Source organism: Thermithiobacillus plumbiphilus, from assembly GCF_038070005.1.
GTDB lineage: Bacteria > Pseudomonadota > Gammaproteobacteria > Acidithiobacillales > Thermithiobacillaceae > JBBPCO01.
Genome location: NZ_JBBPCO010000003.1, coordinates 31,162 through 43,714 on the forward strand (window position 1 = coordinate 31,162; position 12,553 = coordinate 43,714).

The 12,553-nt window shown below is 64.0% G+C and carries 11 protein-coding genes and 1 other RNA gene; all 12 read right to left on the reverse strand.

Annotated elements, in window-relative coordinates; genetic code table 11:
• Nucleotides 1-24: 24 nt before the first annotated feature.
• The 12 genes from murG to rsmI all read right to left on the reverse strand — a co-directional run bounded on the left by murG (nt 25) and on the right by rsmI (nt 12,550).
• Nucleotides 25-1,119 (reverse strand): undecaprenyldiphospho-muramoylpentapeptide beta-N-acetylglucosaminyltransferase, encoded by a 1,095-nt coding sequence (gene murG / locus WOB96_RS03920; RefSeq protein ID WP_341369972.1) that lies wholly within the window; start codon nt 1,117-1,119, stop codon nt 25-27.
• The gene (gene ftsW, locus WOB96_RS03925) at nt 1,116-2,345 is read right to left on the reverse strand and encodes a putative lipid II flippase FtsW (protein WP_341369973.1); all 1,230 of its coding nucleotides are present in this window, start codon (nt 2,343-2,345) and stop codon (nt 1,116-1,118) included. The genes murG and ftsW overlap by 4 nt, the downstream gene beginning before the upstream one ends.
• Nucleotides 2,342-3,730, reverse strand: coding sequence for a UDP-N-acetylmuramoyl-L-alanine--D-glutamate ligase (gene murD, locus WOB96_RS03930; RefSeq protein WP_341369974.1), 1,389 nt, complete (start codon nt 3,728-3,730; stop codon nt 2,342-2,344). Before murD ends, ftsW begins: the two co-directional genes overlap by 4 nt.
• Nucleotides 3,727-4,809: a phospho-N-acetylmuramoyl-pentapeptide-transferase gene (gene mraY / locus WOB96_RS03935; protein ID WP_341369975.1), complete on the reverse strand. Its 1,083-nt coding sequence runs from the start codon at nt 4,807-4,809 to the stop codon at nt 3,727-3,729. The genes murD and mraY overlap by 4 nt, the downstream gene beginning before the upstream one ends.
• Complete coding sequence (locus tag WOB96_RS03940) at nt 4,809-6,152, reverse strand: UDP-N-acetylmuramoyl-tripeptide--D-alanyl-D-alanine ligase (protein WP_341369976.1); 1,344 nt, start codon at nt 6,150-6,152, stop codon at nt 4,809-4,811. Before WOB96_RS03940 ends, mraY begins: the two co-directional genes overlap by 1 nt.
• Nucleotides 6,140-7,606, reverse strand: coding sequence for a UDP-N-acetylmuramoyl-L-alanyl-D-glutamate--2,6-diaminopimelate ligase (locus WOB96_RS03945; protein ID WP_341369977.1), 1,467 nt, complete (start codon nt 7,604-7,606; stop codon nt 6,140-6,142). The genes WOB96_RS03940 and WOB96_RS03945 overlap by 13 nt, the downstream gene beginning before the upstream one ends.
• Entirely contained in the window at nt 7,588-9,447 is a 1,860-nt protein-coding gene (locus tag WOB96_RS03950) for a peptidoglycan D,D-transpeptidase FtsI family protein (RefSeq protein ID WP_341369978.1), read from the reverse strand. The genes WOB96_RS03945 and WOB96_RS03950 overlap by 19 nt, the downstream gene beginning before the upstream one ends.
• Nucleotides 9,444-9,707, reverse strand: a complete 264-nt coding sequence (gene ftsL, locus WOB96_RS03955; RefSeq protein ID WP_341369979.1) for a cell division protein FtsL — start codon at nt 9,705-9,707, stop codon at nt 9,444-9,446. Before ftsL ends, WOB96_RS03950 begins: the two co-directional genes overlap by 4 nt.
• A complete protein-coding gene (gene rsmH, locus WOB96_RS03960; RefSeq protein ID WP_341369980.1) occupies nt 9,707-10,666 on the reverse strand; it encodes a 16S rRNA (cytosine(1402)-N(4))-methyltransferase RsmH in 960 nt (319 codons plus the stop codon). The genes ftsL and rsmH overlap by 1 nt, the downstream gene beginning before the upstream one ends.
• Nucleotides 10,667-10,696: 30 nt before the next feature.
• The gene (mraZ, locus tag WOB96_RS03965) at nt 10,697-11,140 is read right to left on the reverse strand and encodes a division/cell wall cluster transcriptional repressor MraZ (RefSeq protein ID WP_341369981.1); all 444 of its coding nucleotides are present in this window, start codon (nt 11,138-11,140) and stop codon (nt 10,697-10,699) included.
• Nucleotides 11,141-11,323: 183 nt separating this feature from the next.
• Nucleotides 11,324-11,666, reverse strand: an RNA gene (gene rnpB, locus WOB96_RS03970) — RNase P RNA component class A.
• Between the two features lie 47 nt (nt 11,667-11,713).
• A complete protein-coding gene (rsmI, locus tag WOB96_RS03975; RefSeq protein ID WP_341369982.1) occupies nt 11,714-12,550 on the reverse strand; it encodes a 16S rRNA (cytidine(1402)-2'-O)-methyltransferase in 837 nt (278 codons plus the stop codon).
• Between the last annotated feature and the right edge of the window lie 3 nt (nt 12,551-12,553).

Here is a 12,553-nt window from a genome sequence, read left to right on the forward strand (position 1 = left end):
GCGCGCTCCCGCAATTGAAATGTCTCATGATCTTCCTCGGGCATAACGGGCGGCCCAATCCCGGCAGAAGCTGGCGACCTCATCGGCAGCGGCCGGTCGCGCCTGCGAGCGGGCCTGTTCCGCCATGTGCAGCCGCAGATCGGCGCTTTCCAGAATGGGCTGGAGTTGCGCCAGCAGGCTTTCCGGGGTCAGCGCCTCCTGGCGGATCATCCGGGCTGCCCCGGCGCGCACCAGAAAATCGGCATTGGCGGCCTGATGGTCGTCCACGGCATGGGGGTAAGGGACCAGAATGGCGCCCAGTCCCGCACAGGCCAGTTCCGCTACCGTCAGCGCCCCCGATCGGCAGATCGCAAGATCCGCCCAGGACAGGGCTTCGGCCACATTTTCAATGAAGGGCTCCACCCGCGCCTCAACATTGGCGTCCACATATCGCTGCTGCGCTTCGGCGTGATGCTTCGGCCCGGTCTGATGCCAGACTTCGGGGCGCTGGGCCGGGTCGAGTCGGGCCAGGGTGTCGACCAGCACCCGGTTGAGATCGCGCGCACCCAGACTGCCACCCATGACCAGCAGGCGCACCGGACCAGCGCGACTGGCAAGGCGTGAGCGCGGCTCGGGCAGGGCCGCAATGGCACCGCGCACGGGATTTCCGACCCACTGGCTCTGCTTGCCAAGGCTCTGCAGCGGAAAGCCGGTCAGCACCGCCTGGGCGATGCGCGCCACCAGGCGGTTGGCCCAGCCGGGCACGGCATTTTGTTCATGGATGAGCAAGGGGATGCCAAGGCTGCGGGCAGCCAGGCCCACCGGGCCGGAAACGAAGCCACCCATGCCGAGTACGGCCTGGGGCTTTTCCTGCTGCAGCAACTGGCGAGCCTGATTTACTGCACGCAGGATCAGCCAGGGCGCGGCGATCATGCGCCCCGCCCCCTTGCCACGCAGACCGGCCATCTGCATCAGGTGCAGCGGAAAGCCCGCCGCCGGTACCACGCGGGCCTCCAGACCGGCGGCCGTGCCGACAAAGCCGACCTGATCACCGCCCTGGCGCAGCACCTCGGCTACGGCGAGCGCCGGGAACACATGCCCGCCCGTGCCGCCTGCCGCAATCATGATCCTGGCGCTCACGTTTCTCTCCGGGCGTACTGATCCGGATAATCAAGCCCGACCGGGGCTGGCTTTTCAGCGGGCTGCAGGGTGGCACTGACCCCAAGCACCACGCCAATGGCAAGCGCCATGAACAACAGGCTGCTGCCGCCATAGCTCATCAGCGGCAATGTCAGGCCCTTGGTGGGCAGGGTACCAAGATTGACGCCTATGCTTGCCAGCGCCTGCATCGAAAACCAGATCAGGACTCCATAACAAAGCAGGGCCTCGAAGCGCCGGTCCTGCGCCTCGGCCCGCCTTGCGATGAAGAACATGCGTAGCGCCGCCAGCACGAACAGCAGCAGTACGGTAAGCACACCGACCAGACCGAGCTCCTCGCCAATGACAGCCAGAATGAAATCGGTATGCGCCTCGGGCAGATAGAACATCTTCTGCACGCCTTCGCCCAGCCCGACGCCAAAGACACCACCACGCCCGAAGGCGATCAAGGACTGGATCAACTGAAACCCGGAATCGAAGGGATGCGCCCAGGGATCGCGGTAGGCCGTCAATCGCGCCAGCCGATAGGGTTCGATGATGGCCAGCAATGCAAAGAGCACCAGGACCACCAGTCCGCCTCCGAGCACGAAGCGCATGGGCAGGCCACCGAGGAACAGGATGCCACCGGCAATGACAACCGCCACCACGAAAGCGCCCATGTCCGGTTCCAGCAGCAGCAGGAAGCCGGAAATTGCGAGGATTGCCACCACCGGCAAGAGCCCCTGACGGAAGGACTCCAGGGCCGCCCCCTTGCGCAGCACATAACCCGCCATGAATACCAGCAGGCCAAACTTGAAGAACTCCGAGGGCTGGAAGCGCAACAGCACGAGATTGATCCAGCGGCGGCTGGCGTTGACGGTCATGCCGATGCCCGGGATCAGCACGAGCAGCAACAGCCCGATGCTGATCCACAGCAGAATGGGCCCTCGCTCCATCCACACGCGCGCCGGTACGCGCATGCCGACATACATGGCCGCAAGACTCAGGACCAGATAAATCGACTGCCGCACGAGGTAGTAATAGGGATTGCCCAGGTCGTGCGCCGCGCGTGCCGAGCTGGCGGAGAATACCATGACCAGCCCCAGACCCATGATCAGCAGTACGGTACCAAGCAGCCAGCCATCGACATTCACAAGGCGCGCCAGGATTGGTTGCTCCTGCTTTGTGCCTGCAGATTCTGCCTTGGATCCACGAAGCCAGCTCATCATGCGCGCTCCCCTGGCAACTGCTGTACGGCCTCGGAAAAAACACGTCCTCTTTCGGCATAGTCCCGGAACATGTCGAGACTGGCGCAGGCAGGTGACAGCAGGACCTGATCGCCGGGCCGGGCGAGTTCAGCGGCGAGCTTTACGGCCTCTGGCATGCTGCTGACCTGATGGATCGGCACGACACCCTGGATCACGGTCTCGATCAGGGGCGCGTCGCGCCCGATCAGGATGGCCGCCCGGGCCTTGCCTTCCAGCGCCTGGCGCAACGGGCGGAGGTCCGCGCCCTTGCAATCACCACCCAGGATCGGAATGACGGGTCCCGGAAGGCCTGCCAGGGCCTTGGCCGTAGCACCCACGTTCGTGCCCTTGGAATCATTGAAATAGCTGACTCTGTTGATCTCGGCGACCTTGACCATGCGATGCGGCAGGCCACGAAAACTCTTGAGGGCCGAAGCCGCGGCCGGCAGCGGCACCCCGGCGGCGAAGGCAATGGCGACGGCCGCCATGGCATTCTCCAGGTTATGCTCGCCAAGGATCTGCAGGGCATGCACCGGCAGCACGGCATAGCTGCTGCCTTGCGCGCCATCGAGGGTCAGGTATTCACCAAAACCCTGATCCAGCACGCGGACATTGCCGCTGCCAGCGGGAATCTTCCGGCCAAACAACACGACCTGCACGCCCCTTGGCGCCTGGGCCGCGAGCGCGGTGGTGGCGGCATCCGTGCCATTGAGCACCAGGGTATCGCCCGGCTGCATGTTGGCGAAGATGCGCGCCTTGGCGGCCACGTAATCCGCAAAGCCGGCATAGCGGTCCATGTGATCTTCGGACAGGTTAAGCACGGCGGCCACCCGTGGGCGGAAGCTCTCGATCAGCTCCAGCTGAAAACTGGACAGTTCCAGCACGTAAAGCCCGACCTGCTCACCGGCCTGCGGCAACAGCTCCAGTGCCGGCGTGCCGAGATTGCCGCCCGCTTTCATCTTCAGACCAGCAGCGGCCGCCATTTCGGCCACCAGGGTCGTGACCGTACTTTTGCCGTTGGAACCGGTGATCGCGACGATGGGCGCCTGTGCCAGCGCATAAAAGAGCTCGATGTCGCCAATGATCCGCACCCCCGCTGCACGCGCGCGGACGAAGGCCGGGTCACTCTGCGCCAGCCCCGGGCTGACAACGATGAGATCCTGATCCGCAAAGACTGCCGGATCAAAGCCACCCAGCCGCCACTCTATACTCGGATGCCTCGACTTCAGAGCATCGATGTCCGGCGGACTGGCACGGCTGTCTGTCGCCTGAATGCGCGCGCCGAGCCGCTCCAGCACCGGCAGTACCGACTGCCCGGTCTTGCCGAGTCCGACCACCAGCACCTTTTTGTCGCGCAGATCGATCATCGGATTTTCAGACTCGACAGGCCAACGAGGATGAGGATCACGGTAACGATCCAGAAGCGCACGATCACGCGCGGTTCCGGCCAGCCCTTCAGCTCGAAATGGTGATGCAGGGGCGCCATGCGAAAGATGCGTCGCCCGGTCAGCTTGAAGGAAGCCACCTGGATCATCACCGAGAGCGTTTCCATCACGAACACCCCCCCCATGATGAACAGCACGATCTCCTGGCGGGCCACCACGGCCACCACCCCGAGTGCCGCGCCCAGCGCCAGGGCGCCGACGTCACCCATGAACACCTGGGCGGGATAGGCATTGAACCAGAGAAAACCCAATCCCGCGCCAACCAAGGCGCCGCAGAAGATCAGCAGTTCGCCACTGCCGGGGACATCGGGGATGCCCAGATAATTGGCGAAGATGGCATTACCCGAAACATACACGAAGATTCCCAGGGCGCCGGCGACGAGCACGGTTGGCAGGATGGCCAGGCCGTCGAGCCCGTCCGTCAGGTTGACGGCATTAGAGGAGCCGACGATCACGAAATAGGTCAGCAGGATATAGGCATAACCGAGATCGATCTCGACATCCTTGATGAAAGGCAGAATCAGCTGGGTTTCGACGCGGTGTTCGGCGGTGGCGTAAAGGATGATCGCGGCAATCAGGGCGACGATGGACTGGCCAAGATACTTGTAGCGCGCTGCCAGCCCCTTGGGATCCTTGAGCACCAGCTTGCGATAGTCATCGATCCAGCCGATCACGCCAAAGGCAAGCGTGGTGCCCAGCGAGATCAAGACGAAGCGGTTGCTGAGGTCGGCCCAGAGCAGGGTGGCCAGCGCCACGGCGACCAGGATCAGCCCGCCCCCCATGGTCGGCGTGCCGGATTTGATCAAATGCGTCTGCGGGCCATCGGTGCGCACGGTCTGACCAATCTGGTACTTCTTGAGCCAGGCGATGAAGGCCGGGCCGATGATAAAGGAGATGCCGAGTGCCGTCAGGGTGGCCAGCACCCCGCGCAGGGTGATGTACTGAAAGACGCCAAAACCGCGATAATCCACTGCCAGCAACTGAAAAAGATAAAAAAGCATCAAGTATTTCCCGTGACGATTGCCTGGACGACGCGCTCCATGCGGGCACTGCGTGAACCCTTGACCAATATCCGCACTCCCTCATGCTCCAGTGCCTGCAAGTCCTGGAGCAAGATATCCAGGTCATCATAGGCCTGCCCACCAGTCCCAAAGCCCGGCACCGCACGCGCGGCCATCTCGCCCAGGGTCAGCAGGCGCTGCACGCCCAGCCCCCGGGCCATCATGCCTGCCGCTTCGTGCATGGCCGGGGCATCCTCACCCAACTCGCCCATATTGCCAAGCACCAGGATCTTTTCGCCGGGCCCATCGACCAGCACGCGCACGGCGGCTTCCAGAGAGGCGGGATTGGCGTTGTAGGTATCATCCAGCACCTGACTGCCGCCCCGCCCCGACCGCCAGTTGAGCCGCCCGGGCACCGGCTGCATCATGCCAAGGCCCTGGTTGATCTGTTCCGGCGCAATGTTCAGGGAAAGCGCCACGCCGATCGCCGCCAGGGCGTTGGCGCCATTGTGACGCCCCGGCAGGGGAAGCTTCACGGAGAACGCATCCTGACCTGCCTCCACCTGGAGCCGCCCCCCACCAGCCTCCGCTTCCCAGCGGCCCCGCAGCTCAAGCTCCTCGGCATCCAGGCCAAAACGCAGCAGGCGCCCAGGATTTTTCTCGGCCCAGTAATCGATGAAGGCATCGTCGCCGTTGAGCACGGCAAGCCCTTCGCTGCTCAAGCCTTCGAGAATCTCGCCCTTGGCCCGGGCAATGGCTTCCAGGCTGCCGAGTCCTTCCAGATGAGCCGGGCGGGCATTGTTGATCAGCGCGATATCCGGTTGCGCCAGCCGGGTAAGGACAGCGATTTCGCCGGAATGATTCATGCCCATCTCGATCACCGCAAAACGGTGCTCGGCGCGCAGGCGCAAAAGCGTGAGGGGAACGCCGATGTGATTGTTGAGATTGCCGCGCGTGGCCAGCACCGGGCCCGCCGTGCCCAAAATGGCAGCGAGCATTTCCTTGACCGTGGTCTTGCCGCAGGAACCGGTCACCGCCACCACCGGGATGTCATGGCGCCGGCGCCAGGCGGCTGCGAGCTGCTGCAGCGCTGCCAGTGGATCGGCCACCAGCACCTGCGGCAATGCGATGTCGGGCTGGATGCGCTCCACCAGGGCACCCGCCCCGCCACGCGCGGCGACTTCCGCCAGATGCGCATGGCCATCGAAGCGCTCGCCCTGCAGCGCCACGAAGAGACTGCCGGGCTCCAGGGTGCGGCTGTCGGAGCCGACAGCCTGGATCTGGGCATCCTCACCGTGCAGGACGCCATCCGTGATACGCGCAACTTCACTTAGATAAAGCAAGACTGCTCCAGTACCCTGCGGGCAACTTCGACATCATCAAAAGGGCGTCGCACGCCCGCGACTTCCTGATAATTTTCATGCCCCTTGCCGGCGATCAGCACGCAATCCCCCACCCTGGCCGCCCGGATGGCGATCTCGATGGCGCGGGCGCGGTCATGGAGGCGCAGAGCCTCATTGGGCGCCTCCATGCCGGCCAGGATCTCCGCCATGATGGCTTGTGGCGGCTCGCTGCGCGGGTTGTCATCCGTCAGCACCACCCAGTCCGCAAGCGCCTCGGCAATCCGGCCCATCTGCGGGCGCTTGCCGCGATCGCGGTCACCGCCGCAGCCGAACACGCAAAAGAGTTTTCCGGCCACTGACTGGTGCAGATCCTTGAGCACCGTTTCCAGGGCATCGGGCGTGTGGGCATAGTCCACCACCACCAGCGGCGACGGCCTGCCGGCACTGACCCTTTCCAAGCGCCCCGGCACGGGCGGGACCCGTCCCAGCCGCTCGGCGATTTCGGCGGGCCGGCCACCGAGCAGGATCCCGGCCGCCAAGGCGGCTAGCAGGTTCAGGACATTGACCCGACCGATCCAGCCGCTCTGGATGCTGCAGTCGCCACTCGGGGTCTGCACCTCAAGATGAAGCCCCTCCCCATCCTGATGGACTGATCGCGGTCGCACCTCACCGTGTTCGAACCCGAAACTGATCACCTCGACGCCGGCGGGCAATTGCCGGCGCAGCACCTCGCCGTAGGGATCATCGGCATTGAGCACCGCATAACGCAGCCCGGGACGCGTGAAGAGCGAAGCCTTGGCGGCGAAATAGGCCTCCATGTCGCCATGGAAATCCAGATGGTCCCGGGTCAGATTGGTGAACACCGCGAGCTGTATGGGTACGCCGGCGATCCGGTTCAGGGCCAGGGCGTGCGAGGAAACCTCCATGGCGACACTGCGGGCGCCCTGCTCCCGACAGGCATGCAGGGTGGCATGCAAGGCCTCGATATCCGGCGTGGTGTTCGCCTGGGTCTGCAGGCGGCCGGGGAAACCCCAGCCGAGCGTACCGATCACGCAGGTGGGTTGCGGCAGTACCGCGTCGAGCAGATGCGTCACGCTGCTCTTGCCATTGGTCCCGGTCACGCCAGCGATAAATAGTGCATTTTCGTTCAGCGCGTAACATTTCGCCATGGCCTGGCCAAACAGCTCTCGCGCCGCGGGCGTTGCCCAGACCGGCCGGTCGTCGCGCAGGCTGCAGGACTCCGTTTCTGCTTCGAGCAGGACCGCGGCGGCACCCGCCTGCAGGGCGGCATCGACATGGGCATCGGCGGGACGGCTGCCGCGCAGGGCAACGAAGAGTTCCCCGCCACGCACCCGTCGGCTGTCACTGGTGAGCCCCGAAAATGACAAGGTCGACAGAGCCTCGGGGACCCTGTCGAACACGGTGATGGCAGGTATCAGCCCCGTTGCGGCCATGGCTCGGTTTCCTTGCCATCCCCCTCGGCGGCATTCACCAGTCGGGGCTTGGGAGAATCCAGCAGCAGGGGCGAAGCCGCATCCGGTGCGATGCTCATCATCCGCAGGCTGCCGGCCATGACCTGACGGAACACGGGAGCAGCAACCAGGCCACCGTAATAATTGCCTTTGGGCTCATTGATCATGACGGCAATGGCAATGCGCGGCTGGCTGGCCGGCGCAAAGCCCACGAATGAGGAGACATAGCTATTGGCGCTATAACCGCCGCCACGCGCCTTGTGCGCCGTGCCGGTCTTGCCGGCCACGCGGTAGCCAGGAATCATTGCATTTGTTCCCGTACCTTCTGGCGTGACCACCCCTTCCAGCATCAGCCGCAGCAGGCGGGCCGTTTCCGGCTTCATGATGCGCTTGCCCGGCGCGCCATTCGCAGTCCCGGCCCGGATGATGCTGGGCTGGTAATAGGTACCGCCATTGGCGATAGCCGCGTAGGCGGCGGTCATCTGCAGAGCGCTGGCCGACAGGCCATAGCCAAAGGCCAGCGTGGCCCGCTCCACCACGCCCCAGCTTTGATAGCCAGGGAGGCTGCCCGGAGACTCTCCCGGCAGTCCGGTACCAGGAACCTGACCGAAGCCGGCATTGCTGAGCATGCGGTAGAAGGCCTCGGGCGGGGTTTTCAGCGCAACCTGGGCCGCGCCGATGTTGCTTGAATGCATCAGGATGCCAGCCAGCCCAAGCACACCCTGGGGATGATCATCGCGGATATTGGCGTTGCCGACCCGATAGGACTGATAGTTGCAGTTGAAGGTGCTCTCGGGCCGGACGGCACCACTTTCCAGCGCAGCCGCTATGGTGAATGGCTTGATGGTGGAGCCCGGCTCGAAGGCGTCGGCAACAGCCCGGTCACGCCACTGAGCAGGACCACTGCTTTCACGGTTATTGGGATTGAAGCCCTGTTGCGTGGCCATCGCCAGGATCTCGCCCGTTTTTACATCCATCACCACCACCGAGCCGGATTTCGCCCGAAGCTTCTGGACAGCCGCCTTGAGTTCACGGTATGCAAGATACTGGATGCGCCGGTCAAGGCTCAGGGTGAGCGGCCGCCCGGGCTTGACCGGTTCGACCGTGGCCAGGTTCGTCACCCATCGGCCGATGTTGTCGCGGATTGCCAGCATCTTGCCGGGTCGACCCTGCAACCAGTCGTTGTAAGCCAGTTCGATGCCCTCCAGCCCCTTGTCATCGACATCGGTGAAACCGAGCAGATGCCCGGCAACCTCGCCAGTCGGGTAAAAGCGCCGGCTCTCCTTCAGGGCATATACACCCGGGATGTCCAGTGCCTGGATCTCCTCGGCCAGCCTGGGCGTCACCTGACGTTTGACGTAGACGAAACTCGCACGGGGGTTGCGCACCAGATGCGCCAGCCTGTCATTGGACATGCCCAGGGCCTGGGCCAGCTCCGGCCAGCGTTCCCGGCTCCCGGTGAACTCCTTGGGATTGACCCAGATCGAGCGCATGGGGGTTGAAAGTGCCAGCGGCTCGCCGTTGCGGTCATAAATGGCGCCGCGCATGGCTGGAATCGGCAGTTCGCGCAGGTAGCGATGCTCCCCTTGCTCGCGCAGGAAGTCGACCTGTTTCACCTGTAGATCATAGGCTTGGTAGGCCATGCCCACAAAGGCGAGACAGATGAGACCGATCGTCGCCCAGGCGCGGCCGGGTCCCGCCACCGGCGCCTTTGTGGCTCCCGAGCTGCTCCGGCGCCGGTCCGGACCACGCGGCGCGGCGCGGCGCTCTTCTCGCCCGCGCCTATATCCAGACTCATATCGCTTGAAATCGTGCTGGCTCATGGCTGACGCACCACTAGAATTCCGTTCACCGGGGGCATTCTCATTTGCAGTTTGTCGCGGGCAATTTCATCGATCCGGCCATGAGCCGCCAGGGTGGACTGCTCCAGCTGTAGCTGGCCCCACTGGGTCTCCATCTTGAACCGCTGATGCTGGGCACTCTGCAGGTTGATAAAAAGATCACGACTGGTCTGGCGCACGGCCACGAGGCCAATGAGGCTGACCAGGATGAGACCGGCGAGCAGAAATGGCAGAGCGCGCATCAGCTCCTCCCCGCCTGTCGCTCGTCCAGGCGCTCCGCTATGCGCAACACGGCGCTGCGGGCACGGGGATTGCGCGCGACCTCTTCGGCATCAGCCCGGACTGCCTTGCCAACCAGGCGCCAGGGGGCTGAGGGGATCTGGATCTCGGGAATCGGCAGGTCCGGGTGGATCTGATGCCCTTTGGCACCCTGACGCATGAAGCGCTTCACCATCCGGTCCTCCAGGGAGTGGAAACTGATGACGGCCAGGCGACCCCCCGGTGCCAGCACGGACCCGGCCTGATCCAGCAATGTACCCAGCTCGTCCAGTTCCTGATTGATCAACATACGTATCGCCTGAAAACTGCGTGTTGCCGGATCCTTCCCGGGCTCCCGACTGGGAACTGCCTTCGCCACCAATGCCGCCAGTTCGGTGGTACTTTCCAGCGGCTTTTCACTACGTGCCGCGACAATGGCCCGGGCAATCCGCCAGGCAAAGCGCTCTTCGCCATATTCCTGGAGAACCTGGCTGATCTCTTCCTGACTCGCGCGGGCGAGCCAGGCGGCTGCAGACTCGCCCCGGCCAGGGTCCATGCGCATGTCCAGTGGTCCGGTCTGACGAAAGCTGAAACCTCGCTCCGCCTGATCCAGCTGGGGTGAGGATACCCCCAGATCCGCCAAAACCCCCTGCACCCGATCCATCTCCAGCGTGTGCAGGACTGACTCCAACTCCGAGAAAGGCGCGTGCCGTACTGTCACCCGGGCATCACCCCGAAAGCGGTCCTGGCAGGCCGCCACGGCCTGGGGATCGCGATCCAGGAGGATCAGACGACCATCCGTACCCAGCCGCGCCAGGATCTCCGCGGCATGCCCACCGCGCCCAGCGGTGGCGTCCACATAGGTGCCGTCCGGCCGGATTGCCAGCCCGTCGAGAACCGGCTGCAGGAGCACCGGCACATGTGAATCAATTGAGCTGGCCAATTTGCCCGCCGCCTCGGCTATGTTGCTGTGTTAGAGAACCAGATCCCCCAGACGGGCGAAATCCTCATCCATGGAAGACAGCCACTCTTCCTGGCGCTGATTCCAGATGGCCTGATCCCAGACTTCAAATTTGTGCACCTGCCCCACCAGCACCACGGCTTTTTCAAGGGAGGCGAACTGGCGCAGTGAGGGCGAAACGAGTACCCGGCCCTGGGCATCCAGGCTGAGCTCCTCGGCGTGGCCGACGAAAAGACGCTGAAACTTGCGAACGGAAGGATCTGAACCAGACATCTGCGCCACCTTGCGCTCGATCTCCTCCCAGTGCGGCAGAGGATAGGCGACCAGACACCGGTCCCTGTCGATCGTGATGACCAGCTGCCCATGACAGTGGACCTCGAGCCATTCGCGAAACCGTGCCGGTACGCTCAGCCGTCCCTTGCTGTCCATGTTGTGCTGGTGGGTGCCACGAAACATTTTTAGTTATCGCCCTCCCCGGCGTACCACTTTTCCCCACTTCTCCCCACCCTGATCGAAGAATAGTGAGCGTTCCCCCACCTGTCAAGGCGAGTAGACACATTGAATCGAGGAGGGTCTTGCATGGACGGCGGGCATAAAAAAAGGCCCGCCATTTGCATAGCGGACCTTTTGAGGATTGCAGTGTTGAGCGGGCCTGTAAGCCGGGTTCTGTCGAGGACGGCCATTCCTCTAGGCCCATGCTTGCGCAGGGGCTCAAGCGACCTACCCGCGCGCCATGCGGGCCGCATGATTGCGCGCTTACTTGGTCTTGCTCCAGGCGGGGTTTACCCTGCCACTCCCGTTACCGGCAGCGCGGTGCGCTCTTACCGCACCTTTTCACCCTTACCGCACGCCGAGGCGTGAGGCGGTATATTTTCTGTGGCACTTTCCATAGGCTCGCGCCTCCCGGCCGTTAGCCGGCGCCCTGCCCTGTGGAGCCCGGACTTTCCTCCAGGCAATGCCTGGCGGCCGTCCAGCCTGCTCAACACGCATATCCTAACAGATCCAGGCCTTCGCCTGAAGCAATAAATCTCAGTCTTCCTTGATCCGCAGGGCCTCGGCATAGACCTGCTTGCGCGGCAAGCCGGTAATCTGCACGGCGACCGCGACCGCCTGGCTCAGGGGCAGGGCAGCCAGCAAGGGGAGCAGCACCGGGGCCAGCTCCGGCCCATCCCGAGGTGCTGGCGCACCTCCCAGCACCAGCACCATCTCGCCACGACAGCTATCCGGGTCATCACGTAACCGCGCGAGGATCTCGCCGACGCTGCCACGCAAGGTATCCTCGTGGATCTTGGTCAGTTCCCGGCTCAGTGAGGCCGGACGTGCCAGCCCAAAGCAATCCGCCAGATCCTGCAGCGTATCGAGGATGCGGCGCGGCGACTCGAAATAGATCTGGGTGCGCTGCTCAGCGGCAAGCGCCTGAAGCCTGTCCCGGCGGGCACCCGGCTTGGGCGGCAGAAAACCCTCGAAGCAGAATCGATCCGTCGGCAGGCCCGAGGCAGCGAGGGCGGCCAGTGCAGCACTGGGACCAGGCACCACCCGGACCGGCACCTGCGCCTCGCGTGCGGCGTGCAGCAGGATGTAACCCGGATCGGACACCAGCGGCATGCCGGCGTCGCTGATCAGCGCCATGCTCTCGCCAGCCTGCAGCCGTGATATCAGGCGCGGCGCCAGCTCTCTCTCATTATGTTCATGCAGCGTCTGCAGCTTTGGATGCAGCTGGAAATGATCGAGCAGTTTGCGCGAGTGGCGCGTATCCTCGGCCAGTACCAGATCGACCCCTGCCAGCACCGTCTGGGCACGCGGGGGAAAGTCCCCCAGATTGCCGATTGGCGTTCCGACTACATAGATGATACCTGCTTTCGTCATCCT

Excerpts from the sequence above, each read along its gene's own strand:
- ftsW (WP_341369973.1), bottom strand. The coding sequence starts at position 2,345 with ATGATGAGCTGGCTTCGTGGATCCAAGGCAGAATCTGCAGGCACAAAG.
- mraY (WP_341369975.1), bottom strand. The coding sequence starts at position 4,809 with ATGCTTTTTTATCTTTTTCAGTTGCTGGCAGTGGATTATCGCGGTTTT.
- murD (WP_341369974.1), bottom strand. The coding sequence starts at position 3,730 with ATGATCGATCTGCGCGACAAAAAGGTGCTGGTGGTCGGACTCGGCAAG.
- WOB96_RS03950 (WP_341369978.1), bottom strand. The coding sequence starts at position 9,447 with ATGAGCCAGCACGATTTCAAGCGATATGAGTCTGGATATAGGCGCGGG.
- mraZ (WP_341369981.1), bottom strand. The coding sequence starts at position 11,140 with ATGTTTCGTGGCACCCACCAGCACAACATGGACAGCAAGGGACGGCTG.
- WOB96_RS03945 (WP_341369977.1), bottom strand. The coding sequence starts at position 7,606 with ATGGCCGCAACGGGGCTGATACCTGCCATCACCGTGTTCGACAGGGTC.
- rsmI (WP_341369982.1), bottom strand. The coding sequence starts at position 12,550 with ATGACGAAAGCAGGTATCATCTATGTAGTCGGAACGCCAATCGGCAAT.
- ftsL (WP_341369979.1), bottom strand. The coding sequence starts at position 9,707 with ATGCGCGCTCTGCCATTTCTGCTCGCCGGTCTCATCCTGGTCAGCCTC.